This is a genomic window from Halopiger xanaduensis SH-6, from assembly GCF_000217715.1.
Lineage (GTDB): Archaea > Halobacteriota > Halobacteria > Halobacteriales > Natrialbaceae > Halopiger > Halopiger xanaduensis.
In genome coordinates this window covers 1,965,906-1,987,487 of the sequence record NC_015666.1, presented here as the reverse complement: position 1 = coordinate 1,987,487, position 21,582 = coordinate 1,965,906, and the positions used below count along the sequence as shown (strand labels likewise).

The following is a 21,582-nucleotide window of genomic DNA, read 5'->3' as shown; positions in this document are numbered from 1 at the left end:
GAACGCCTTCACGTGGTTTTATAATACACGTCTTCGAGAATGCGGACATGTCCGATCAGGCTGGTGGGGATCCGCTCTTTCAATCTCACGATCCGATCTTCAATCGGAAGGAGCTCCTCCACGTCGGTCACGTCCCCGACGAGGACCGGATCGTCGGTCGCGACGACGAGATTCAATCGGTCGCGGCCGAGGTCGGGGCGATCACGCGGGGCGATCCGCCGAACAACGTGATGATCTACGGCAAGACCGGCACCGGAAAGAGCCTCATCTCCCGCCACGTCGCGACCCGCGCTCGCGACGCCGCACAGCGCAACGACATCGACTGCAGCGTCCTCTACGTCGACTGCTCCGAAGCCAACACCGAGACGCGGGCGACCCGCCAGTTAGCCCTCAATCTCAAGGAGGAGACCGGCTACCAGGAGCACATCCCCCTCCGGGGCGTCGGCACGATGGAGTACTACCAGCACATCTGGCGCATCCTCGACGAGTGCTTCGATTCGATCGTAGTTATTCTGGACGAGATCGATAAACTGGACAACAGCAACATCCTGATGCAACTCTCGCGGGCCCGCGAGGCCCAGAAGACCGACGCCTACATCGGCGTGATCGGCATCAGCAACAAGATCCAGTACCGGGAAACCCTGGACGAGCGCATCGACAGCAGCTTCGGCCACCGCGAACTGTTCTTCCACCCCTACGACGCCTCCCAGCTGCGGGAGATCATGCGCAACCGCGAGGACGCCTTCCAGCCGGACGTCCTCGAGGACGGGACGATCGAGCTCTGCGCGGCCCTAGCCGCAAAGAAACACGGCGACGCGCGCAAGGCGATCGAGATCCTGAAGGAGGCCGGCGAACTCGCGCGCCGGACCGGCTCAGAAATCGTCTCGGAGGACCACATCCAGCAGGCACAGGAGGTCGCGGAGATCAACCGGATCGAGGAGCTCACCAGCGGCGCGACCGTCCACGCGAAGCTCGCGCTGTACGCGCTCGCGAGCCGGATCATCACCGGCGACCGCGAGACGTACAAGACCCGCGAGATCTACGAGCGCTACGTCGGTATCTGCGAACTGGTCGCAAACGATCCGATCACCGAGAACGGGCTCTACCGCCAGCTCAAGGAGCAGGCGTTCCTCGGGGTCATCGAGTCCGAGAAGACCGGCGGCGGCCGCTCGCAGGGCAGCTACCTGCTGCACCGGCTCGTCACCGATCCGAAACACATCGTCAAGGCCGTCCGTCGGGATTCCTCGCTCGAGGACCTCCCGACGTACGATCAGCTCGTCGATCGCAGCAGCGAGGTGCAGAACCGAGACGTGGATCTCTCGTCGTTCTCCTGATCCCGATTCGGTATCCGGGCGGCGTCCGCTGTCTCGCGACGTCTTTCGTCTCTTGAACCGCCGACCGATCCTCTATTCCGACCTCGATCGCGACTCGGTCTATCGACCGCTAGTCCCAGGACCCATCTCGCAGACCCGAGACGGGGGTCCCCTTCCCGCCGGGCCGTTTTCACTCTGAACGAGGGGTGTGGGGGATCGGCGAGGACCGGCAGCGGCCCGCCGAGCAAGCTACGGCCAGAGCCCGCGCGCCTCGTGCGCCGCGGCGATCCGCGAGAGCGCGACGATGTAGGTCGCGTCCCGCCAGGTGACGTCCCGGTCCTCGTACTCCGACCGGACGGCGTTCCAGGCTCGGAGCATCTCCGTCTCGAGTTCCTCGTTGACCCGCTCGTGGCGCCACGAGCGGCGGTTGATGTCCTGCAGCCACTCGAAGTAGCTCACGGTGACGCCGCCGGCGTTGGCGATGATGTCGGGCACGACCGGCACCCCGCGCTCCTCGAAGATTTCGTCGGCCCTCGAGGTCGTCGGGCCGTTCGCACCCTCGACGATCATCCCGGCCTGCACGTCGCGAGCGTTCTCGGCCGTCAGGACGTTGCCGACGGCCGCGGGGATGAGCACGTCGACGTCCAACTCGAGCAGGGCCTCGTTCGACAGCGTTTCGGGGGCGTCGTAGCCCGAAACCATCCCCGGCGTCTCGTCGTGGTCCTCGACGTCGGTGGTGTCGAGGCCGTCGGGGTCGTAGATCGCGCCGTCGACGTCCGAGACGGCGACGACGGACGTCCCCAGCTCGTCGAGGTACCGGGCCGCGTTCGCGCCGACGCTGCCGAATCCCTGCACGGCGACGGTCGTCTCCTCGGGGTCCCAGTCGTAGTACTCGATCGTCTCCCGGGTGATGATCCCGACGCTTCGGCCGGGCGCTTCCTCGCGGCCGTAGGAGCCGCCGACGACCGGCGGTTTGCCGGTGACGACGCCGGGCTCGGTCTGGCCCTGCTGCATCGAGTAGGCGTCCATGAACCACGCCATCGTCTGCGGATCGGTTCCCATATCGGGGGCCGGGATGTCCGTCATCGGCCCGATTATCGGCCGCAGTTCCTCCGCGAACCGGCGGGTGAGCCGCTCTTTCTCGTCGCGACTGAGGTCCTTCGGGTTGACGACGACGCCGCCCTTGCCGCCGCCGAAGGGGATGTCCATCACCGCACACTTCCAGGTCATCCACATCGAGAGGCCGATACACTCGTCCTCGGTCACGTCGGGATGGTAGCGGAGTCCGCCCTTGTACGGGCCGCGGACGCTGTCGTGATGGGCGCGATAGCCCGTGAGCATCTCCGTGCTCCCGTCGTCGCGCTCGAGCGGGATCGACACCCGGTACACGCTCGTCGGGTGCTGCAGTCGCTCGATGATGCCGTCGTCGACGTCGAGGTGGGCGGCCGCGCGCTCGAGTTGGCGACGGGCGGTTTCGACGGCGCTCTCCGGATCGCGCTCGCGTTCGGACTCGGACTCGGACACGGATTCGTATTCGGACGTGGAATTAGCTGATGTCATAATCGGGTAGAAGGCTACTGCGACGACCGCGACCGCATCGGTACGTCACGGCGACGGCCGGGTACGCAGGTGCCGGAGGTACCCGGCCCGCCGGGAAAACGCTTGGCGCTGCATCGGGCCTCGTCGCTTGTCACGGGCGCCCGGATTCGGCGATCCCTTCGATAGCCGCCCGACGTTCTAAGCGTCTGCTCGTCGTCGACGTGCGCGTGAGCATCGAGAGCACCAATCCGGCCACCGGCGAGGTCGTCGACACCTACGACGAGGAATCCGACGACGAGCGCGAGGAACAACTCGAGCGGGCCAACGAGACGTTCGAGGAGTGGAGCGAGACGCCGATCGAAACTCGCCAGCAACTGCTCGCGCGAGCGGGCGAGATCCTCCGGGAGAACGAAGACGAGTACGCCGAACTCATGACGCGGGAGATGGGGAAACCGATCGGACAGGCCCGCGACGAGGTCGAGAAGTGCGCGTGGGTCTGCGACTACTACGCCGAGCACGCGGCCGAGTTCCTGCAGGACGACGTCGTCTCCGGCGACGAGAGCGCCCGCACCGTCGTCGCCTACCAGCCGCTGGGCCCGATCCTGGCGATCATGCCCTGGAACTTCCCGTTCTGGCAGGTCTTCCGCTTCGCCGCGCCGAATCTCGCCGCGGGAAACGTCGGCCTGCTGAAACACGCCTCGAACGTCCCCGGCTGCGCGCGGGCCATCGAGGACGTCTTTCATGAGGCGGGCTTTCCCGAGGGCGCGTTCACCTCCCTGCTGATCAGTTCGAGCGAGATCGATACCGTGATCGAGGACGAGCGAATCGCCGGCGTCACCCTCACCGGCAGCGACGGCGCGGGCCGCTCGGTCGCCGAAACTGCCGGCAGTCAGCTCAAGAAGAACGTCTTAGAGCTCGGCGGCAGCGATCCGTTCGTCGTCCTCGAGGACGCCCCCATGGACGAAACGGTCGAGACGGCGGCCCAGGCGCGGCTCATCAACAACGGCCAGTCGTGCATTGCGGCGAAACGGTTCATTGTCGTCGACGAGGTCTACGACGAGTTCGTCGACCGATTCATCGAGGAGATGGACGCCCAGACCGTCGGCGATCCGATGGACGAGGACACCGACATCGGCCCGCAGGCTCGTGAGGATCTCATGGAGGAACTCCACGACCAAGTCGAGGAGACCGCCGAGCAGGGCGGCGAGATCGAACTCGGCGGCGAGCCGATGGACCGCGAGGGCGCCTTCTACCCGCCGACGGTGCTCACGGACGTTCCCGAGAACGCGCCCGCTGACGAGGAGGAACTGTTCGGCCCCGTCGCGACGGTCTTCCGCGTGCCCGACGAGGAGGCGGCGATCGAGAAGGCCAACGACACCCGCTTCGGCCTCGGCGCGAGCGTCTGGACCGAAGACTTGGAGCGCGGCGAGCGGGTCGCCCGGCAGTTCGAATCGGGAATGGCGTTCGTGAACGAACTCGTCAAGTCTGATCCGCGCCTGCCCTTCGGCGGCGTGAAGGACTCGGGCTACGGCCGAGAACTGTCCCGTCACGGCATCCGCGAGTTCGTGAACACGAAGATGATCTGGGTGCAGCAGGACGCGGGCGATGAGACGGAAATGGTGGAGTAAGCGGACTCGCGGCAGGACATCGAGCTATCGAGTGTGCTGGTCGGCCGAGCGGCCACCAAGCGCCGCGCTTAGACGATTCCGAGGACCGAAAAGCCGGCGACCGATCCGGCGACGAGCGCGACCGTCCACGCGCCGAGGCCGACCGTCAGCCACGCTATCGCCGTCCGACTGTTCGAGCCCGCGGTCGCCGCCAGCAGCGCTGTGAGGTGGATCCCGGCGAGTATCGGCCCGGCGAAGGCAAGTCCGGCGAGCCCGTACCGATTCCAGAGCCGCCGCGCCCGCTCGTAGCGGTCGCTCGAGTCGGCGGGATCCCCGCCGAACCGACGCGCCCACCACGCGACGAGGCGCCGCTGCGCGAGGACGATCGCGCTGACGACCGTCACGCTGCCGGCGAACGCGGCCAGCCCTGTCAGCACCGGATCGAGCCCGAGGCCGATCGCGGCCGGGATCACGAGAAACGGCTCGATCGCGGGGACCATCGTCAGGACGAACACGAGTACGTACTGCCAGACGCCGGTCGCCTCCTCGAGGGTCGTGCCGACGTCGACGAACTGTAGCCACCAGGTCACGGGGATCACGGCCGACGGCCGAATTATTAGTGTTCTAATACGTAAACGACGAAAACAGTTTCGGTTCGGGTTGACCGACCTCGATTCGATCCTCGATCGACCGCGCCGCTCGAGGGTCGGCTGCAGTACGTTTTTGGTTCGTATCGTCGACGATGACGGTATGACGGGCCTGTACTACGAGGAGTTCGAAGTTGGCGAGACGATCGAGCACGAGCGCCGGCGGACGATCTCCGAGAGCGACAACCAGCGCTTCTGCGACATGACGATGAACCAGCAGCCGCTGCACCTCGACAGCGAGTTCGCCGCCGACACCGAGTTCGGCGAGCGCGTCGTCAACGGCCTCTATACGCTGTCGCTGGCCGTCGGTATCTCGATCCCCGAGACGACCGACGGGACGATCGTCGCGAACCTCTCGTACGACGACGTCGAGCACCCGAACCCGGTCTTCCACGGCGACACGATCCGCGCGCGGTCGACCGTGGCCGACAAGCGCGAGACCAGCGACGGCGAGCGCGGGGTCGTCACGATGCACGTGGAGGCGTTCAATCAGGACGACGACCTCGTCTGCGAGTTCGATCGGACGGTCCTCTCGTTAAAACGGGAACACGTTTCGGCGGGGAGTGAGTAAGCCGCCGTATGGCAACCGATACGACGCCCGACTCGAGCGCGTCGGCGACCGCCGCCGACCTCGAGTGGCTGTCGCTCGACGACGACGAAGAACTCGTCTGGACCGGCGGGCCGGACCGACGCACGCTCCTGCCCGCGGTGCTGGTCGGGATCCCGCTCGCGATCGTGCTGGTCGGGCTCCTCGTGATCGCCGGCGAGTACCTCCGCGTGACGAACACGCACTACGTCGTCACGAACCGCGCGCTCTACCGGAAAACCGGCGTCCTCTCGCGAGACGTCAAGCGGATCGAACACGGGAAAGTGCAGGACATCTCCTACTCCCAGTCCGCGCTGGGTGCCCACTTCGGCTATGGAACCGTCGAAATCAGTACCGCAGGCGGCTCCGGCGTCGAAATGGCGTTCAAATCCGTCGCGGATCCCCGAGCGGTCCAGCACGTCATCAGCGACCAGCGCGAGCGCGACCACACTCGCCGGGACGACCGCGACGAACACATGCCTGACGATGTGCTCGAGGAGATTCTCACCGAACTGCGGACGATCCGCACAACGCTCGAGGAGCGAGACCGACCGCGATCGGACCACGGACGGCAACCGGAACACGACGCTGATCCCGACGGGATCACGACGGGATCCAACGACCGGCGATCATGACCGCGGAAGCGATGCCCGACGCGGCTTCGGAAAGCCCCCTCGAGTGGCTCGTGTTCGCGCCGGACGAGGAGCTGCGGTGGCAGGCCGGGCCGCGGATCCAGACAGTCTATCCGTGGCTCGCACTGGCGATCATCGGATCGCTCGCCGCTGTCGCTGCCATTGCGCTCGAGTTGCTGCCGCTAGTCGGGGTGGTCTTGATTCCGGCGGTCGTCGCGCCGGCGGCGTGGCAGTACGCTCGCGTCACGCGTACGACGTTCGCAGTTACGACGCACCGGATCGCGACTCGAAGCGGCGTCCTCGGGGTGTCCGTTCGCGCCGTTCCACTCGAGTGCGTCCAGAACACGCAGCGATCGCAGCACGCGGTCGGCCGACTGGTCGGCTACGGAACCGTGACGGTCGAGGTCGCGGGCGGATCGGACCTTCGTTTCTGGAATGTCGACGATCCAGGGTCAATTCAGGCTGGTCTCGAGTCCGCACGAGAGCACGGCCGCAGTGCCGACCCCGAGCGCTCCGCCGTCGCCGACGTGCCGGGATCGATCGAGCAGTGGGAGGCCGTGCTCGAGGAAGTCCGGGGCTGGCGGCGAACACTCGAGCGATCGGAGTCGAAATCGAACTGACGGCACCCCGGAATTCCCGTATGCGGATGCTTCACGTACCACCAGCACGACTTTTATTCAACCGGTCGACACGACGGGCATGGGCGATGTGCTCCCCGAAACCATCGAAACCGACCGCCTGCGACTCGAGGCATTGCGACCGGAGTCGGTCGACACGCTCGAGTTGTACGACATCTGCTCGTCAGATCCCGACATCGAGGCGATCACCGAGTACCTCACCTGGGATCCCCACGAGACCCCGAAGGACACTCTCGAGTTCCTCGAGCACATGGGCGAGCAGTACGAGTCGAACGACGGCGCGTCGTACGTGATCCGCCCTCGAGAGGACGAAGACGGGGCCAGCGAGATCGCCGGTACCGGCGGTTTCGGGATCAACTGGGAGAAACGGACGATGACGCTCGGCGTCTGGCTCCGCAAGCGGTTCTGGGGCCGCGGCTACTCCGGCGAGCGAGCCGCCGCGTTCGTCGAACTGGCCTTCGACCGGCTCGACCTCGAGCTGGTGGCCGTCGCGGCCCACGTCGACAACGAGCGGTCGAACCGCGCGATCGAGAAGTACGTCGAGGCCTACGGCGGCAGCCGCGAGGGTCGCTTCTGGAACCACGTCGTCCTGAACGGCGATCCGGTCGACTGCTACCGCTATAGCGTTTCACGGGCGGAGTGGGAGGCACACTCGACGGACGTCGCCGTGGAGTTCGTCGACTAAGGGGTGAGAACGGTTACCGAATCGCGGTCAGGCGACGACCGAGATCATGTAGAGGTTGATGCAGACGGCGACCGTCCACGGGAGCGCGAGGCCGGCCGGGATGATCGGCCGGTAGACCTGCGGCAGCAGCGGCCGACAGAGGAGGGCGACGCCGACGGCGAACCCCTTCAGGGCGAGCATCCCGCCGAGCCCGTAGCCGTCGATCGCGCCGCGGGCGACCGGATTCGATTCGGACAGCCCCAGGTAGAGCCCGGCGAACGTCGTCGCGACGTCGCCGACGAGCGCGATCGCGACGACGACCCACAGCAGCCGCTCGAACCCGAGCGACGTGACGTCGACGGGGAGCCGGTGGTGCCAGTACGGGGCGTCGGAACCCATAGACGCTCCGCCGGAGTCGAACCGGCCGGGGCCATCGGAGCGCCGGAACACCCGCGGCTTCCAGCACACCGTGTATTGTTATGACAACCGTAGCGGCGGTCGCGGTCGATTTAAGCGGCGATAACCGCGGCGGAAAACGAGGCATACCCGAGTCAACGGCGGGTAATACGGATACGAAATGTGGTAGGTTCGGCTCCAACCCGGCTCGAGCCCGCTCGCAGACCGATGGCGAGCGCGCCGCTTCGAGGTTCGCTACAGTACCGTCCCGTGTTTTTTCGACGGCACGGACTTCTCGACGTCCTCGTAGAAGGCGAACCGGGCGGCGAGTTCCTCCCGGAGCGTGCTCGGCGGGACGATCTCGTCGATGACGACCTCGCTGGCCATCCGGTGGACGTCGATGTCCTCGCGGTACGCTTCGCGCAGTTCCCGCTCCTGACGCTCGCGTTCCTCAGGGTCGTCGATTTCGGCGAGCTTGCGGGCGTAGACGGCGTTGATCGCCGCGTCCGGTCCCATGATGGCGATCTCGCCCGAGGGGAGCGCGATGACGCTCTCGGGATCGTAGGCCGGCCCGCCCATCGCGTAGATGCCGGCGCCGTAGGCCTTGCGGACGACGACGGTCTGCTGGGGCACCGTCGCCGCCGACGTGGCGTAGATCATCTTCTTGCCCTGCTCCAGAATCCCCTCCTTCTCGACCCCCGAGCCCGCCATGAAGCCGGGGGTGTCACAGAGGTACAGCAGCGGCACGTTGAACGCGTCGCACTTCCAGATGAATCCCGCGGCCTTCTCGGCGGCGTCCGGGAAGATCGCACCCGCGCGCTTGGCCGGCTGGTTCGCGACGATGCCGACCGGGCGGCCGTCGATCCGGGCGAAGGCCGTGACGATCTCCGCGCCGTACTCCGGCTGGAGTTCGAAGTACGATCCCTCGTCGACGACCCGCTCGATGACGGCGGTCATATCGTACCCCTTGTTCGGTCGCTGAGGCACGACGGCGTCGATCCCGGCGGGCGACTTCTCGGGCGGGACCCCCTCCCGTCGCGGCGGCGTCTCGTCGGCGTTGTCCGGCAGGTAGGTGATCAACCGGGCGACGAGCTCTCGAGCGTGCTCCTCGTCCTCCGCGACGAGATCCGCCGACCCGGATTCGCGAGTGTGGACCTGCGGACCGCCCAGCTCCTCGAGGTCGATATCTTCGCCCGTTACCATTTGCACCATCCGCGGCGAGGCGATCGCCATGGCGGACATCCCCTCGACCATGATCGTGAAGTCCGCGAAGACGGGCGTGTAGGCGGCGCCGGCGATGCAGGGCCCGTAGAGGACGCAGATCTGCGGGACGCGCCCGGAGAGCATCGAGTGGTTGTAGTAGTACTTCCCGATCCCCTCGCGGTTGGCGAAGAAGCCGGTCTGCTGGTCGATTCGGCCGCCCGAGGAGTCCATCAGGTAGAGGACGGGGCGGCCGGTCTTCAGGGCGCGCTGTTGCATCCGCAGGAACTTCTCGACGCCCTTCGCGGCCATGCTGCCGCGCTTGACCGTGTAGTCGTTGGCCATGAAGTGGACGTCCCGCCCCTCGAAGGTCGCCGCGCCGGTGATGAGTCCGTCCGCCGGGAGCCGGTCGTCCGTTTCCTCGCCGGCGCCGTCGGGATGCCAGTCGTCGAACGCTGCAAACTTGCCGTCCTCGAAGAGGAACTCGTCGTCCTCGCCGCCGAACCACAGCTCGAGCCGGTCCCGAACGAACAGTTTGCCCTCCTCGGGGAGTTGCTCGCGGTACTTCTCGGGACCGCCCTCGAGGATGTCCTCGATCTCCGCGCGGAGGCGCTGTTCGCGTTCGGTGGGACCGAGGTCGTCATCGTTTCCGTCGGCGATCGCGGCGCTGGCCTCGGTCTCACCTATCGACTCGCGTCCCGACCCATTCGAGTCGTGCTCGTGAACCGCCGCCGGTTCGTCCGCGTTCCCGACGTAGACTTCGACCGCAGCACCGAGGTGCTCGGCCAGCGCGGCGGCGATCGCCGACGCCTCGTCGTCGGTCGCCCCCGGTGCGATACGGACTCTCATGCCACAGTATGGGGCGGCCCGTCGCAAAAAACCAGCGCGCGCTCGTAGCGGGAGAGAACGAACGGAAAGACACAGAGAAGAACGGTTCGCGCCGCGTCGATCACCGCGGTCGGCGGTCGAGGAGCGGACGGATGAGGAGGATCGCGTGTCGGGGAGACGGCGCGAACCGGTCGGGAGTCGTCGCCTCCGTGGTCACCAACACGGAGACAGTTTCTCGTGGGCCGGCCGCTCACACCAACGCTCGCGTTCACCCGTTCGCCCATTATAACGGGGTGGTTAGTAGGCCGACAGGTATCGGTACGCGGTCGTCCATCGCGTCCCTCGCGGCCGGGTATATCGGCACCCGCAGGCCGTCCGGCGCATCGCACGTGCAGGCAGAATCGCTATCCTCGATATCGTCGTAGCTCGAGTAACTCCCGAATACCCCGTGTACGTGAACATTAGCTTTGACGTAACGGGGTGCAGCGTTACACGGCACCGGTCTCGAGGGTATGTCAGAGGAGCAATCAGACCGTCCCGGCGGGCGGCTCGCGACGCTTCGCGATCGCGTCGAGTCGGGGATGGATCGTCGCGAGTTCGTTCGCACCCTCGTCAGCGGCGGCTTCGCAGTCGGCACGGCCCGCTGGCTCGGCGTCGACGACTTCCTCGAAGCCGAGGACGGTGAGGTGCCGGTCGTCACCGCGCTGGTCCGCGAGGATCCGTCGGATCCGTTCTCGCTGACCGAGCGGACGACGACCGTCCCCGCCGACTGGTACGCCGCCGTCGAGAAGGCCTTCGAGGTGAACGATCTGCTCGCTCGCGTCGCCTTCACCGGGTACCTCGGCAGCGCGGTCGTCCCCGGCGAGCCCGAAAGCGGCACCGCATCGGTCTCCGTCGGCGTCTCGAGCGACAGCAACTCCGTTCCGGAGGCGATCCGAGAGTTCGCCGACGACGTTTCGATCGACACCGAGTCGATCCTCGAGATCGACGACATCGAGGTCGGCCCGGACGCGATCGACGCCGAGCCGCGGATTGCCGACGGGATCACGGGCGCAGGCCCGCCGAGCGGATTCGCCTGCCACACGCCCTCGAGCATGGCGACGCTGGCCCCGGCGCTGTACCACCCCGACGGCGAGCGATCGTTCTTCGTCACCGCCGCCCACGCCTTCGAGGGCGACGAAGCCGACGGCGAGCAGTTGCTGCTGCCGACCCAGCGCGGCGAGACGGTCAGGTTGGGTACCGTCAACCGCATTCACCAGCTCCAGGACGTCGCGACCGTCGAACCGACCGGCGCGTACGAACCGACAAGCTGGATCGACGCACCGTCGCCGGTCCGCGTCCGGGGGCAACTCACGAAGTACGGCCTGGCGTACCTCGCGGCGCGCGACGAGCACCTCGAGAAGGTCGGTGCACTGACCGGCCACACGACGGGACGCATCCAGGGCGTCGACGCCGTGACGTGTTTCACCGAGCAGTCCTGTCGCCGCGGCCAGATCCGCTGGGGCGGCGAGATGGACCTGACGGACGGCGACAGCGGCTCCGTCAGCTACTATCCCGATCCCGAGGGCGAACCCGACGACGTGCTCGTCGCCGGGTTCAACAACGCCCGGACCTGGTGGCCCGGACAGAGCTACGTCTGGGGAATCAGCGCCTACCGACTGACCGAAACGCAGGGGTATCACTTCTAATGCACCGAACCAGAACCCGCGACCGTCTCGAGCCGTCTGCTCCCGACAATTCCACCGGAGGCGATCGATCGTGAGCGACGATGCCACCCGAACCCGATCCACGTCCGGCGCCGAGACGGCCGTCCGCGCCGTCGCTCGCCTCGGCGCCGACCTCCTCGTCGTGACGCTGTGGGTCGTCTTCTTGACGGTGCTGTTCCTCGAGACCGCGTGGCCGCGGTGGCTGTTCTACGCGCTGTTGCTGCTCGGCGTCGGCGGCTACGTCTCCGTCACGGCGGCCTGGACGAAGCGCGGCTGAGCGGCGGGTTTGCCATTCCCCCGAAAAGAACCGCGACGCGGGCGCCTACGCCAGAGCGTCCTCGAGGCGCTCGATCAGGTCCCCGTTGCCGACGTGGACCGGCGTCCGCTGGTGAATCTCCGTGGGATCGACGGTCAGCAGCGACCGGTCCCCGTTCGAGGAGCGTCCGCCCGCCCGCTCGACGACGTAGCCGATCGGGTTCCCCTCGAACTGGAGCCGGAGCTTCCCCTCGGGACGGGACTCGAGACCGGGGTAGCCGAAGATGCCGCCGTAGGTGAGCACCTGGTTGACGTCGCCGATCATCGCGCCGCCGTAGCGCAGTTTCAGTTCCCGTTCGATCTCGCGGGCGTACGACTCGAAGTCGGCGGGCCAGTCGGGAACGCGACCGCCGAACCCGTAGACGACCGGGTCTTCTGGGAGTTCGAGGTCGCGCTCGACGAGTCGGCGCTCGCCGCCGGTCAGCTCGTACTCGGCGACCGTTTCCTCGGTCGCGATCACCAGCGTCGTGATCGGTCCGTAGAGCACGTAGCCGGCGGCGACCAGCCGCTCGCCCCGGGCCGGCAGGGCGGCGTCGTAGACGCCGAAGATCGTCCCCATCGCGTTGTTCGACTCGAGGTTCGAGGAGCCGTCGAGCGGGTCGACCGCGACCGCGTAGACGCCGTCGTCGGCCTCGGGATCGCCGCCGCAGTCGACGACCTCGGCGCGCTCCTCGCTGGCGTACTGCCCGACGCCCTCGAGCGAAGCGAGGCGGTCGCCGAGCAGGTCGTCCGCCCAGACGTCGGCCTCCAGCTGGGTGTCGCCGGTCGGATTCTCGGACTCCTCGACCGCGCCGCGGCGACCGATTAGTCCCTGGCGGATCTCCGTCGCCGAGCGGCCGATCGTCGCGACGACCGACTCGACGACCGGATCGGAGACCGTCATCGGTCGCTATTCGGCCGCCTCGACCGCCGCGTCGGTCGGCTCCTCGTCCTCGTCGGAGACCGACTCGAGCGCAGCCTCGGCGGATTCCTCCTCGTAGATGACCTTCTCGAGGGCGTCGAGGATCCGCGTGGGGTCCTCGCGCTGCCAGACGTTGCGGCCGACGGCCAGGCCCTTAGCACCGGCGTCGACGGCGGCCTCGACAGTCGAGAGGAAGTCGTAGTCGGAGGTCTTCGAGCCGCCGCTCATGACGACGTTCATGTCGCCGGCGGCCTTGCAGGCGTGGGCCATCGCCTCGGGGTCGCCGGGGTACTTGACCTTCGCGATGTCGGCCCCGAGCTCGAGGCCGATGCGGGTCGCGTAGGAGATGGTACCCGGCTTGGTGTCGTTTTTCAGCCCCTGGCCGCGGGGGTAGGACCACATGACGACGGGGAGGTCGTACTCGCGGGCCTTCTCCTGGACGTCGCGGAACTCCTCGAACATCTCGACCTCGTGGTTCGACCCGCTGTAGACGGTGAAGCCGATCGCGTCGGCGCCGACCTCGGCCGCGTAGTCGACCGACCAGTTGACCGCCGAGTCGGGTTCGCCCATCCACATGTTCGAGGTGCCGTTCAGCTTCGCCAGCAGGTTCACGTCGTCCTCGTAGCTCGGGTAGTACCCCTCGGCGATCCCCTTCTGGACGGCCATCGCGGTGACGGCGTCGTGGGTCGCCGTCTCGAAGACCGTCGACGGGTCGAGCTTCTCGGGGACCTCCTCGAAGTCGACCGGTCCGTGTTCCAGCCCGTGGTCCATCGCGAGAATCAGTGATTTGCCGTCGCGGACGATCGGGGAGTCGTCGATGGGAAGCATCTGATGAATCGTCCAACAGGCGAGTATAAATCTCTGGTGATCCAAATTATCGAAATTACTTATTTTAGTAGTAAGCGTCTCGGGTAGCGATTTTGGCCCGATCCGAAAGCGATCTGCTACCCGTCGGTAACTCTCGAGTTACGTAGAATCTGGTCGCGAACGTCGATTCGGTTACTCGCCGCCGCTCGAGTGTCAGTATCGCTCGAGCGGCGGACTCGGCCTCGAGACGAGTTTTGAACGAAAACCGACTGGGCAGAAATCAGAGCAATTCCCGCGCGTTGTGCCGCCACGTCCGAACGTGCAGGACGTTCAGGTCGAGCGCCTTCGCGACCTCGAAGGCGTTGATCGTCGCCAGCCGCTCCGCCGAGACGACCCCGGCCTCGGCCAGCGTCTCGGCGTCGTCGGGCCCGACGCCGGTGACGGCCGTAATTGGAGTCGGTCGCGGCCACGGACGTTCGTCGTCCTCGGCGTCCGAACGGTCGTCGGTGCTCTCGCTGACGGCCTCGTACTCGAACGCCTGCCACTCCTCGTCGCCGCTGACGGCGATCCACTCCCGTTCGGCGGCGCCGAGGCCGCGGATCTCGTTCGAGCGGCGCTCGAGGTCGTCGTCCCCGTCGCCCTCGAACGACCACGGCAGAGAGAACCGCCGGCGCAGGGCGTCGGCGGTCGACTCCGCGACGCCCTCGTCCAGCAGCATTCGGTAGGAGTATTCCTTCTCTAGAACGGCATCTGGGTCGACGTCGGCCGCCTCGAGGGCCGCCCGTTCGTCGGCCTCGAGCTCGCGCCCTCGCTCGCCGTCGGCGGCGGCCGAGTCGTCGAACGGGCCGGCGTCAGTGTCGGCGTCGGCCTCGAGCAGTTCGTCCTCGTCGTACGTGAGCTCGACGTGGTCGGCGTCGACGGCCGCGGGGTCGATATCGACCTTGATCCCGATACCGATATCGACGGGCTCGCCGCTGCCGTCGTCGCTCTCGTCGGCGCTCCCCACGTCCACACCCGTGTCGCTGACGACCTCTTTCTTACTCACGCAATTCCACCGGTTATCGGTAGCTCTCACCGTCCGGTCTTGAAACTTGTCCCGTCGTTCTCGGCGTCGAATGCGCGAGCGCTCGAGACGTCCTGTTACGCCTCGAGCAGCGCCTCGAGTTCCGCCGCGAGGTGCTCGCCCATCGTGATCATCGCGTTGTCGCCGGGGTGGACCAAATCGGTCGTGAGACCCTCGATCGTCGGCAGCAGCTCGGGCCCCTCGAGCAGGTGGACGTTGTCGTGGGGCGTCTGATCCACGACCGCGCGCAGTTCCTCGCGGAACCGCTCGCACTCGTCGGCGTCGCCCGACTCGCTGGCACCCTGGCTGACGTCCCACCCGTTCCGGAAGATGGTGATCGGGACGACCGGCTTCTCGGGGTGGGCGCTCGCGACGCACTCGACCATCCGCGCGGCTCGTTCCCGGAACTCGTCGGCGGAAAACGTGCCGACCATGTTGACGGAGATCGACAGCGTCGCGACGTCCCAGTCGTCGCGCGCGGCGATGTGGTCCGCGATCGCGGCGTCGCAGTAGGCCGTGCCACAGGAGCCGAGATTGATCAGGTCAGCGTCGAGCCGCCGAGCCGTCTGTCCGACGTAGGTCAGGTGCTCCGCCGACGGGGCCTCGCCCTCGGTGATCGAGGTTCCGTAGGCGAGGTAGCGTCGGTCGGGCAACTCGTCCTCGCGAGGCGGACGGACGTCGCCCTCGAGGCCGTGGTAGACCGTCGGCCCGCCGCGGTGTTCGCCCGGCAGCCGGATCCGGCAGACGCGGGGATCGAACGCGAGGTCCTCGCGGGCCGACGGCTCGAGGTCGGCGAGCTTCTCGGGGGGTTCGACCTCGATCGTCGTCGGCTCCGAACCGACGACGACCGCCGTCGAGCCCTGGATCGGGCCCCAGAAGACCCGGACGGTTTCCTCCGAGGCGCTGCCGCCGGGGACCGTCGAGAGCGTCACCGACGCGGGGCCGTCGGGGACGAACCGGAGTTCGACGCCCGCGGGGTGGCGCATCCGCGACTGCGCGCCCTCGTTGAGTTCGCGCCGGATCGCCTCCGGAACGCGTTGCAGCAGGAGACCGTCTCGGTCCTCGGCCGGTCGGGCCTCGGCGACGTTGTGGAACTGGATGCCGTCTCGTTGCATGCGCTACCGACGTTCGCAATCGCTTATAGGTCTGGCGCCGCTGCGGGGACGCTCGAGCGGCCCCGACCGGCCCCAGCCCCCACGTTTACCACGCACACCGTCGAACGCGCGGTATGGTACGCGATCAGATCGACCGGATCGGCGTCGTCGGCGCGGGGACGATGGGCAGCGGCATCGCACAGGTCGCCGCCACCGGCGGCTACGACGTGCGCATGCGCGACGTCGAGGAGGAGTTCGTCGAGAGCGGCTTCGAGAGCATCCGGGAGAGCCTCGAGCGACTCGAAAACCGCGACGACCTCGAGGAGGACCCCGAGACGATCCGAGGGCGAATCGAGGGGACGACGGACCTCGAGGCGTTCGCCGACTGCGATCTCGTGGTCGAGGCCGTCCTCGAGGATCTCGACGTGAAGCGGGAGGTGTTCGCCGATCTCGAGCGCGTCTGCGACGACGACGTCCCGCTCGCGACGAACACGAGCACGCTCTCGATCACGTCGATCGCCGCCGACCTCGAGCATCCCGAACGCGTGATCGGCCTGCACTTCATGAACCCCGTCCCGATCATGGAGGGCGTCGAGGTCGTCGTCGGCGAGAAGACGAGCGACGAAGCGACCGATCTGGCCCACCGGATCGCCGAAGACCTCGAGAAAACGACCTGGGAGGCCGACGACAAGCCCGGCTTCGTCACGAACCGCATCCTGATGCCGTGGATCAACGAGGGGATCCGCGCCTTCGACGAGGGCGTCGCCGCGAAGGGCGACATCGACCGCGGGATGGAACTCGGGACGAACGTCCCGATGGGGCCGCTGCGGCTCGCGGACCATATCGGTCTGGACGTCTGCCTGCACGCCTCCGAGACGCTCCACGAGGAACTCGGCGACCGGTACCAGCCCGCCTACCTGCTCAAGCGGAAGGTCGAAGCCGGCGACCTCGGGAAGAAGACCGGCAAGGGATTCTACGAGTACGAGGACGAGTAATCGCCGACCGGCCTCGACTCCGAATCTTCTTGCCGCTCACCGTCCTCGTCTCGAGCAATGACCCGGTCGTCCGCCGCCGACACCGATACCGAAACCGAACCCGAAGCGGATCGGCTCTCCGAACGCGTCCGCGAGATCGAGCCCCAGCAGATTCGCGTGATGTTCGAACTCGCGTCCGAGTACGAACGCGAGACGGCCGACAGCGACCTCGTCCACCTCGAGTTCGGCGAACCCGACTTCGACACGCCGGACCACGTCGTCGAGGCGGCAGTCGAGGCCGCCCGGAACGGGGCGACGAACTACACCTCGAACGCGGGGATGCCGAAACTCCGGGAAGCGATCGCGGAAACGCTCTCGAGCGAGCGGGACCGTCCCGTCGACCCGAACTCGGAGATCGTGGTCACGAACGGCGGCGTCGAGGCGCTGCACCTCGCGATCCACGCGGTCGCCGACCCCGGCGACGAGATCGTCGTCCCCACGCCCGCGTGGCCGAACCCGATCTCGCAGGCGAAACTCGCCGACGCGGTTCCCGTCGAGGTGCCGATGCCCGCCGACGAGGGGTTCGAGCCCGACCCCGAGCGGATCGTCGACGCGATCGGACCGGACACCGCGGCCGTCCTGCTGACCTCGCCGTCGAACCCGACCGGCCGGGTGTTCCCCGCGGAGGCCGTCGAGCGCGTCGTCGCGGCCGCGGCCGACCGCGGGGCCTACGTGATCGCCGACGAGGTCTACCGCGAACTGGCCTACGAGGAGCTGCCGCCCCGCGCCGTCAGCCTCGCCGAGCGCAACGAGCGCGACGACTGGGTGCTCTCGATCAACTCCTGCTCGAAGACCTACGCGATGACCGGCTGGCGCGTCGGCTGGCTCTCCGGCCCCGAAGACGTCCTCTCGCAGGTCGAGACGATCCACGAGAGTACGACCTCTTGCGTGAACACGCCCGCCCAGTACGCCGCCATCGAGGCGCTGACCGGCCCGCAGGAGCCGTTCGATGAGATGCAGGCGGCCTTCCGCGAGCGCCGCGACTACGTCGTCGACCGCCTCGAGTCGATCCCCCGCGTCGCCGCTGCCGAACCCGAGGGCGCCTTCTACGCGTTCGTCGACATGAGCGCGCTCGAGGGCTCGAGCACCGAAGTCGCGAAGCGACTGCTCTACGATCACGAGGTCGTCGCGGCGCCGGGAACGGCCTTCGGCGCCGGCGGCGAGGGCCACCTCCGGCTCAGTTTCGCGAACGATATGGCGCGGCTCGAGACGGGACTGGATCGGCTCGAGGAGATGGTTCGGACCGAACCGGACGACGAGTGATCGACGCCGCGCGACCGGCCGAGAGCCGATAATGAGAACGGCGGCAAAATTTTATGTATTTGACATTCGAACGCCGAAGAGATGGCCCGTCCCCGCTTCGCCGCGATCGTCCTCTGCTGTCTAATCGGGCTCGCAACCGTCGCCGTCGTCGCGGGCGCGCCCCCGCCGACGACGCTCTGCGGTAGCTGCGCCGACGGCGTCCCCGGCGCGACGGAACCCGGGACGCTCGACGTGTACGTCGACGGCGACGGCGATTCCCGGTGGATCGAGCGCGTCCCCGTGAACGACTCCGCCGCCGATCGGTACCGCGAGAACGCCACCGCCCTCGAGCGCGAAGTCGACCCGACGGGGACCTACTACCACGTCGTCGGCGAGGGCGTCGACCGGACGATCGCGCTCGAGAACGGCACCGTCACGGTGACCTACGCCGTCGAAAGCGTCGCCCGGACCGGCGTTCGGGACGCCCGAGTCGTCGACTACTTCGCGCTCGAGAATCCGCGGGATCGATACTGGCTGGAGGCCGACCGCGTGACGATCCACACGCCCGAGGGAACCGTCGTGACGAACGATCCGTCGGGGGCGACCGTCGACGGGAATACGGCGACGTGGGACGGCGAGAGCGAGTTCGGCGACCGAACCTACGTCACGTACGGCTCGAGCGACGAGTCCGCGCTCGTCGGCGCCGCGAGCGCCTACGCGACGATCGGACTCGAGATCGGTCCCGACGCGCTCGAGCAGGGCGTACGCGCCGGCCTCGTTCCGGGTGCGCTGCTCGCGTTCGCCGGAATCGCCGCCGGTCGCGTCGACTGGGGCCGCGACGCGTTCGATCTCGCCGCGCTCGAGCGATTGCTCGTCGGCGTCGGTGCGATCGGTGCGGTCGGCTTGGTCGTCGTGAGCACGGCCGCGACCGGCCGGCCGTTCAATCCCGCGCTCGGCGCGCTGAGTGCGTTGGGAGTCGGGTACGCCGCGCTCGGGATCGCCGTTCGCCGCGGCCGCCGCCGCAGCACTCGCGGCGTGATCGCCCTCGCGGCGCTCGTCTCGCTGGCGACCGGCGCGCTGTTGTGGGTGCTCGGCGGTCCGGGGTCGCTGACCGCGCTTCCGTTCGGACTGGCCGCCGCCTGCTTCCTCCCGCTGGGGTACGCCGCCGAGCGTCGCTCGAGCGTCGTCCCGCTCGCTCTCGCCGCGTTCACGGCGATTTTCCTGATCGGCGGCGCCGTCGTGCTGTCGCTGTTCGTCGCGCCGGCCGGACTCGGCGTGTTCGTCTTCTGGTTCGTCCTGGTCGGCTGGGCCGTGATGGTCGCGGTCTTCGGCTATCCGCTGGCACTCGTCGGCCGGCTCCTGGCGACCGATGCAGACCCGGCTGACGGATCGATGTAGGGATCGGACAGAACACGAGGCGTTTCGAGCAGCTTACTGATGGAGCGGCTGTTCCGCCATCTTCCGGCGCAACTCCTCGAGCCGACTGCGCGAGACGCCGTCCTCGAACTGCTGGATGAGCGCGAACACTTCCGCTCGCGACACCTTCACGTCGCCCTCGCGGACGACGTCCTCGGGCCGGTTCTGGAGTTCGCGCATCGTCCCGACCGCGAGCAGGAAGGGGATCGCCCACGCCGAGAGGCGGTTGCCGTGTCGCTCCGGCACGATCTCGAGGTAGCGCTGGGCGTCGTCGAGGTAGGTCTCCGCGCGGTTCGTGACGCGTTTGATGACGTTCGTGACGCCGCCGTGGTTCGCCTCGTGGGTCACCGCCTCGGCGTCGACGTTCTCCTCGGCGAGCCACTCCGCGGGGAGGTAGACGTTGTTCTCCTCGCGGTAGTCGTCCTCGACGTCCTTGGCGATGTTGACCAGTTGGAGCAGGAGGGCGAAGGAGCGGGCGTTGTCGCGCATTTCCCGGGCTCGCTCCTCGGAGGCGCCGCGAGCGACCAGCCCCGTGATCAAGGTGCCGACGGTGCCGGCGGCGTACCAGCAGTACTCCTCGAGTTCCTCGAGCGTCTGCAGGCGCAGCCCGCCCTCGTCGGCGTAGCGGTCGGTGAACATGGCCATCCCGTCGACGAGTTCGCGGACGGGTTCGCGCATGATCTCGCGGGGTTCCTCCTCGAGCGAGTCGAAGGTGCGCAGGACGCGGGGCGTCTGGGCGACGACCTCCCAGTCGTCGGTTCGCTCGTCGGGGATCCAGGGTTCGACCTCGTCCATGAACGCGTCCACCGGCTGCTCCGCGTCGGGATCGAGGAGCCGATCGTACGTCTCGAGGAGGTCGGTCTGCGTTTCCGGCGGAATGTGGCCCGCGTCCTCGATAGTGTCCGCAACACGGCAGAGGAGATAGCCCACGCAGATGTGTCTGGACATCGGCTCCTCGAGCCGGTCGATCGTGATCGAGAAGGTCCGCGAAACACCGTGAACCGCGTCGTAACACCACTCCAGGTCGGCGTCAGTTGTGCAATCGTGCTGGCCGGTGGTCATCTACTCGCGTTTTCTTTGTCGCCACGCCGGAAAAATACCGTGGTCGGTTTATGTAGGCCGACCTACACATGTCGGGGATACCGATACTCGTCTCGACCGATACGTCGACGATAGAATCGGACGTGACGCGCCGATCCGGTCCTTCGTCGGGGGGTGCCGGCACGGACCGGGGAAACCTCTTTTCTGAGCAGGACCGAACCGTGCATATGAACGACACCGTACTCGTCGCCGGATCGCACGGTCCGACCGGACAGCACGTCACGCGGCTGCTCGCCGAGCGCGACGCCGAGCCGCGGGCGATGATCCGCGACGAATCGCAGGCCGACGAAATGGAGTCGCTCGGCGGCGAACCGGTCGTCGCCGACCTGACCGAGCCCGACTCGCTCGAGTCCGCCGTCGAGGGCTGCGGCGCGATCGTCTTCGCCGCGGGCTCGAACGGCGAGGACGTCTACGGCGTCGACCGCGACGGGGCGATCAACCTGATCGACGCCGCCGAGGCAGAGGGGGTCGACCGGTTCGTCATGCTCAGTTCGATGGGCGCCGACGACCCCGAATCGGGCCCCGACGCCCTTCGGGACTACCTCATCGCGAAGGCCGAAGCTGACGAGTACCTTCGGCAGAGCGATCTCTCCTCTACAATCGTCCGTCCGGGCGAATTGACGACCGAGGATGGCTCGGGAGAGCTTCGTGCCGCTGACAGCCTCGAGATGGCATCTGGCGACATCCCGCGCGAAGACGTCGCCCGCGTGCTCGTGACCGCGATCGACTTCGAACCGGTCTCCGGCAAGACGTTCGAGATCCTCTCGGGCGACGAGTCGATCGAGGACGCGCTCGAGGCGGCCGGGACGAACGGATAGCGTCGCGTTCCCGCTATCGGCGGCGAGCGCTGCGC

21 protein-coding genes are annotated in these 21,582 nt (G+C 67.5%); 12 read left to right on the top strand and 9 right to left on the bottom strand.

Annotated elements, in window-relative coordinates; genetic code table 11:
• Positions 1-47 precede the first annotated feature (47 nt).
• The gene (locus tag HALXA_RS09700) at positions 48-1,334 is read left to right on the top strand and encodes a Cdc6/Cdc18 family protein (RefSeq protein WP_013880167.1); all 1,287 of its coding nucleotides are present in this window, start codon (positions 48-50) and stop codon (positions 1,332-1,334) included.
• Positions 1,335-1,562: 228 nt separating this feature from the next.
• On the opposite strand, the gene gdhB is transcribed toward HALXA_RS09700, so the two are convergent.
• Positions 1,563-2,873, bottom strand: a complete 1,311-nt coding sequence (gene gdhB, locus HALXA_RS09695; protein ID WP_013880166.1) for a glutamate dehydrogenase GdhB — start codon at positions 2,871-2,873, stop codon at positions 1,563-1,565.
• Between the two features lie 206 nt (positions 2,874-3,079).
• Between gdhB and HALXA_RS09690 the strand changes: the two genes are divergently transcribed.
• Positions 3,080-4,480: an NAD-dependent succinate-semialdehyde dehydrogenase gene (locus HALXA_RS09690; protein ID WP_013880165.1), complete on the top strand. Its 1,401-nt coding sequence runs from the start codon at positions 3,080-3,082 to the stop codon at positions 4,478-4,480.
• A 68-nt stretch (positions 4,481-4,548) separates the two neighbouring features.
• On the opposite strand, the gene HALXA_RS09685 is transcribed toward HALXA_RS09690, so the two are convergent.
• A complete protein-coding gene (locus tag HALXA_RS09685) occupies positions 4,549-5,049 on the bottom strand; it encodes a small multi-drug export protein (protein ID WP_013880164.1) in 501 nt (166 codons plus the stop codon).
• Between the two features lie 160 nt (positions 5,050-5,209).
• On the opposite strand from HALXA_RS09685, the gene HALXA_RS09680 reads away from it, so the two are divergent.
• From HALXA_RS09680 to HALXA_RS09665, 4 genes are all read left to right on the top strand, one after another.
• On the top strand, positions 5,210-5,677 hold the full coding sequence (locus HALXA_RS09680; protein WP_013880163.1) for a MaoC family dehydratase: 468 nt from the start codon (positions 5,210-5,212) through the stop codon (positions 5,675-5,677).
• Positions 5,678-5,685: 8 nt separating this feature from the next.
• Entirely contained in the window at positions 5,686-6,327 is a 642-nt protein-coding gene (locus tag HALXA_RS09675) for a PH domain-containing protein (RefSeq protein WP_013880162.1), read from the top strand.
• Complete coding sequence (locus HALXA_RS09670) at positions 6,324-6,944, top strand: PH domain-containing protein (protein WP_013880161.1); 621 nt, start codon at positions 6,324-6,326, stop codon at positions 6,942-6,944. Before HALXA_RS09675 ends, HALXA_RS09670 begins: the two co-directional genes overlap by 4 nt.
• A 79-nt stretch (positions 6,945-7,023) precedes the next feature.
• Complete coding sequence (locus HALXA_RS09665) at positions 7,024-7,647, top strand: GNAT family N-acetyltransferase (RefSeq protein WP_013880160.1); 624 nt, start codon at positions 7,024-7,026, stop codon at positions 7,645-7,647.
• Between the two features lie 27 nt (positions 7,648-7,674).
• Here the strand turns inward: HALXA_RS09665 and HALXA_RS09660 are convergent, their stop codons facing one another.
• Together HALXA_RS09660 and HALXA_RS09655 are read right to left on the bottom strand one after the other, a co-directional pair.
• Positions 7,675-8,025: a hypothetical protein gene (locus HALXA_RS09660; protein WP_013880159.1), complete on the bottom strand. Its 351-nt coding sequence runs from the start codon at positions 8,023-8,025 to the stop codon at positions 7,675-7,677.
• 252 nt (positions 8,026-8,277) lie between these two features.
• The gene (locus tag HALXA_RS09655) at positions 8,278-10,071 is read right to left on the bottom strand and encodes an acyl-CoA carboxylase subunit beta (RefSeq protein WP_013880158.1); all 1,794 of its coding nucleotides are present in this window, start codon (positions 10,069-10,071) and stop codon (positions 8,278-8,280) included.
• A gap of 491 nt (positions 10,072-10,562) precedes the next feature.
• On the opposite strand from HALXA_RS09655, the gene HALXA_RS09650 reads away from it, so the two are divergent.
• Entirely contained in the window at positions 10,563-11,738 is a 1,176-nt protein-coding gene (locus HALXA_RS09650; RefSeq protein ID WP_013880157.1) for a hypothetical protein, read from the top strand.
• Between the two features lie 70 nt (positions 11,739-11,808).
• Positions 11,809-12,033, top strand: a complete 225-nt coding sequence (locus HALXA_RS09645) for a hypothetical protein (protein WP_013880156.1) — start codon at positions 11,809-11,811, stop codon at positions 12,031-12,033.
• Positions 12,034-12,078: 45 nt separating this feature from the next.
• Here the strand turns inward: HALXA_RS09645 and HALXA_RS09640 are convergent, their stop codons facing one another.
• The 4 genes from HALXA_RS09640 to HALXA_RS09625 all read right to left on the bottom strand — a co-directional run bounded on the left by HALXA_RS09640 (position 12,079) and on the right by HALXA_RS09625 (position 15,957).
• Positions 12,079-12,954: a class 1 fructose-bisphosphatase gene (locus HALXA_RS09640; RefSeq protein WP_013880155.1), complete on the bottom strand. Its 876-nt coding sequence runs from the start codon at positions 12,952-12,954 to the stop codon at positions 12,079-12,081.
• A 6-nt stretch (positions 12,955-12,960) separates the two neighbouring features.
• On the bottom strand, positions 12,961-13,800 hold the full coding sequence (locus HALXA_RS09635; protein ID WP_013880154.1) for a class I fructose-bisphosphate aldolase: 840 nt from the start codon (positions 13,798-13,800) through the stop codon (positions 12,961-12,963).
• A gap of 259 nt (positions 13,801-14,059) precedes the next feature.
• Positions 14,060-14,824, bottom strand: a complete 765-nt coding sequence (locus HALXA_RS09630) for a hypothetical protein (protein ID WP_013880153.1) — start codon at positions 14,822-14,824, stop codon at positions 14,060-14,062.
• Positions 14,825-14,919: 95 nt separating this feature from the next.
• Positions 14,920-15,957 carry an SGNH/GDSL hydrolase family protein gene (locus HALXA_RS09625; RefSeq protein ID WP_013880152.1) on the bottom strand — a complete coding sequence of 346 codons (1,038 nt, stop codon included), beginning with the start codon at positions 15,955-15,957 and terminating at the stop codon, positions 14,920-14,922.
• A gap of 113 nt (positions 15,958-16,070) precedes the next feature.
• Here HALXA_RS09625 and HALXA_RS09620 point away from each other — a divergent pair, with 113 nt between their 5' ends.
• From HALXA_RS09620 to HALXA_RS09610, 3 genes are all read left to right on the top strand, one after another.
• Positions 16,071-16,931, top strand: coding sequence for a 3-hydroxyacyl-CoA dehydrogenase family protein (locus tag HALXA_RS09620; RefSeq protein WP_013880151.1), 861 nt, complete (start codon positions 16,071-16,073; stop codon positions 16,929-16,931).
• A 57-nt stretch (positions 16,932-16,988) separates the two neighbouring features.
• Positions 16,989-18,233, top strand: a complete 1,245-nt coding sequence (locus HALXA_RS09615) for a pyridoxal phosphate-dependent aminotransferase (protein WP_013880150.1) — start codon at positions 16,989-16,991, stop codon at positions 18,231-18,233.
• Between the two features lie 81 nt (positions 18,234-18,314).
• The gene (locus HALXA_RS09610) at positions 18,315-19,610 is read left to right on the top strand and encodes a hypothetical protein (RefSeq protein ID WP_013880149.1); all 1,296 of its coding nucleotides are present in this window, start codon (positions 18,315-18,317) and stop codon (positions 19,608-19,610) included.
• A gap of 33 nt (positions 19,611-19,643) precedes the next feature.
• Here HALXA_RS09610 and HALXA_RS09605 read toward each other — a convergent pair whose 3' ends face one another.
• The gene (locus HALXA_RS09605; RefSeq protein WP_013880148.1) at positions 19,644-20,690 is read right to left on the bottom strand and encodes a phytoene/squalene synthase family protein; all 1,047 of its coding nucleotides are present in this window, start codon (positions 20,688-20,690) and stop codon (positions 19,644-19,646) included.
• Between the two features lie 206 nt (positions 20,691-20,896).
• Here HALXA_RS09605 and HALXA_RS09600 point away from each other — a divergent pair, with 206 nt between their 5' ends.
• Entirely contained in the window at positions 20,897-21,547 is a 651-nt protein-coding gene (locus tag HALXA_RS09600; RefSeq protein ID WP_013880147.1) for an SDR family oxidoreductase, read from the top strand.
• Positions 21,548-21,582: the final 35 nt, after the last annotated feature.

What these genes read in the sequence shown, in the direction of transcription:
- HALXA_RS09635 (WP_013880154.1), bottom strand. Translation starts at nt 13,800, where the DNA reads ATGCTTCCCATCGACGACTCCCCGATCGTCCGCGACGGCAAATCACTG.
- HALXA_RS09660 (WP_013880159.1), bottom strand. Translation starts at nt 8,025, where the DNA reads ATGGGTTCCGACGCCCCGTACTGGCACCACCGGCTCCCCGTCGACGTC.
- HALXA_RS09665 (WP_013880160.1), top strand. Translation starts at nt 7,024, where the DNA reads ATGGGCGATGTGCTCCCCGAAACCATCGAAACCGACCGCCTGCGACTC.
- HALXA_RS09625 (WP_013880152.1), bottom strand. Translation starts at nt 15,957, where the DNA reads ATGCAACGAGACGGCATCCAGTTCCACAACGTCGCCGAGGCCCGACCG.
- HALXA_RS09610 (WP_013880149.1), top strand. Translation starts at nt 18,315, where the DNA reads ATGGCCCGTCCCCGCTTCGCCGCGATCGTCCTCTGCTGTCTAATCGGG.
- HALXA_RS09605 (WP_013880148.1), bottom strand. Translation starts at nt 20,690, where the DNA reads ATGACCACCGGCCAGCACGATTGCACAACTGACGCCGACCTGGAGTGG.
- HALXA_RS09680 (WP_013880163.1), top strand. Translation starts at nt 5,210, where the DNA reads ATGACGGGCCTGTACTACGAGGAGTTCGAAGTTGGCGAGACGATCGAG.
- HALXA_RS09650 (WP_013880157.1), top strand. Translation starts at nt 10,563, where the DNA reads ATGTCAGAGGAGCAATCAGACCGTCCCGGCGGGCGGCTCGCGACGCTT.
- HALXA_RS09620 (WP_013880151.1), top strand. Translation starts at nt 16,071, where the DNA reads ATGGTACGCGATCAGATCGACCGGATCGGCGTCGTCGGCGCGGGGACG.
- gdhB (WP_013880166.1), bottom strand. Translation starts at nt 2,873, where the DNA reads ATGACATCAGCTAATTCCACGTCCGAATACGAATCCGTGTCCGAGTCC.
- HALXA_RS09655 (WP_013880158.1), bottom strand. Translation starts at nt 10,071, where the DNA reads ATGAGAGTCCGTATCGCACCGGGGGCGACCGACGACGAGGCGTCGGCG.
- HALXA_RS09700 (WP_013880167.1), top strand. Translation starts at nt 48, where the DNA reads ATGTCCGATCAGGCTGGTGGGGATCCGCTCTTTCAATCTCACGATCCG.
- HALXA_RS09600 (WP_013880147.1), top strand. Translation starts at nt 20,897, where the DNA reads ATGAACGACACCGTACTCGTCGCCGGATCGCACGGTCCGACCGGACAG.
- HALXA_RS09615 (WP_013880150.1), top strand. Translation starts at nt 16,989, where the DNA reads ATGACCCGGTCGTCCGCCGCCGACACCGATACCGAAACCGAACCCGAA.
- HALXA_RS09670 (WP_013880161.1), top strand. Translation starts at nt 6,324, where the DNA reads ATGACCGCGGAAGCGATGCCCGACGCGGCTTCGGAAAGCCCCCTCGAG.
- HALXA_RS09675 (WP_013880162.1), top strand. Translation starts at nt 5,686, where the DNA reads ATGGCAACCGATACGACGCCCGACTCGAGCGCGTCGGCGACCGCCGCC.
- HALXA_RS09640 (WP_013880155.1), bottom strand. Translation starts at nt 12,954, where the DNA reads ATGACGGTCTCCGATCCGGTCGTCGAGTCGGTCGTCGCGACGATCGGC.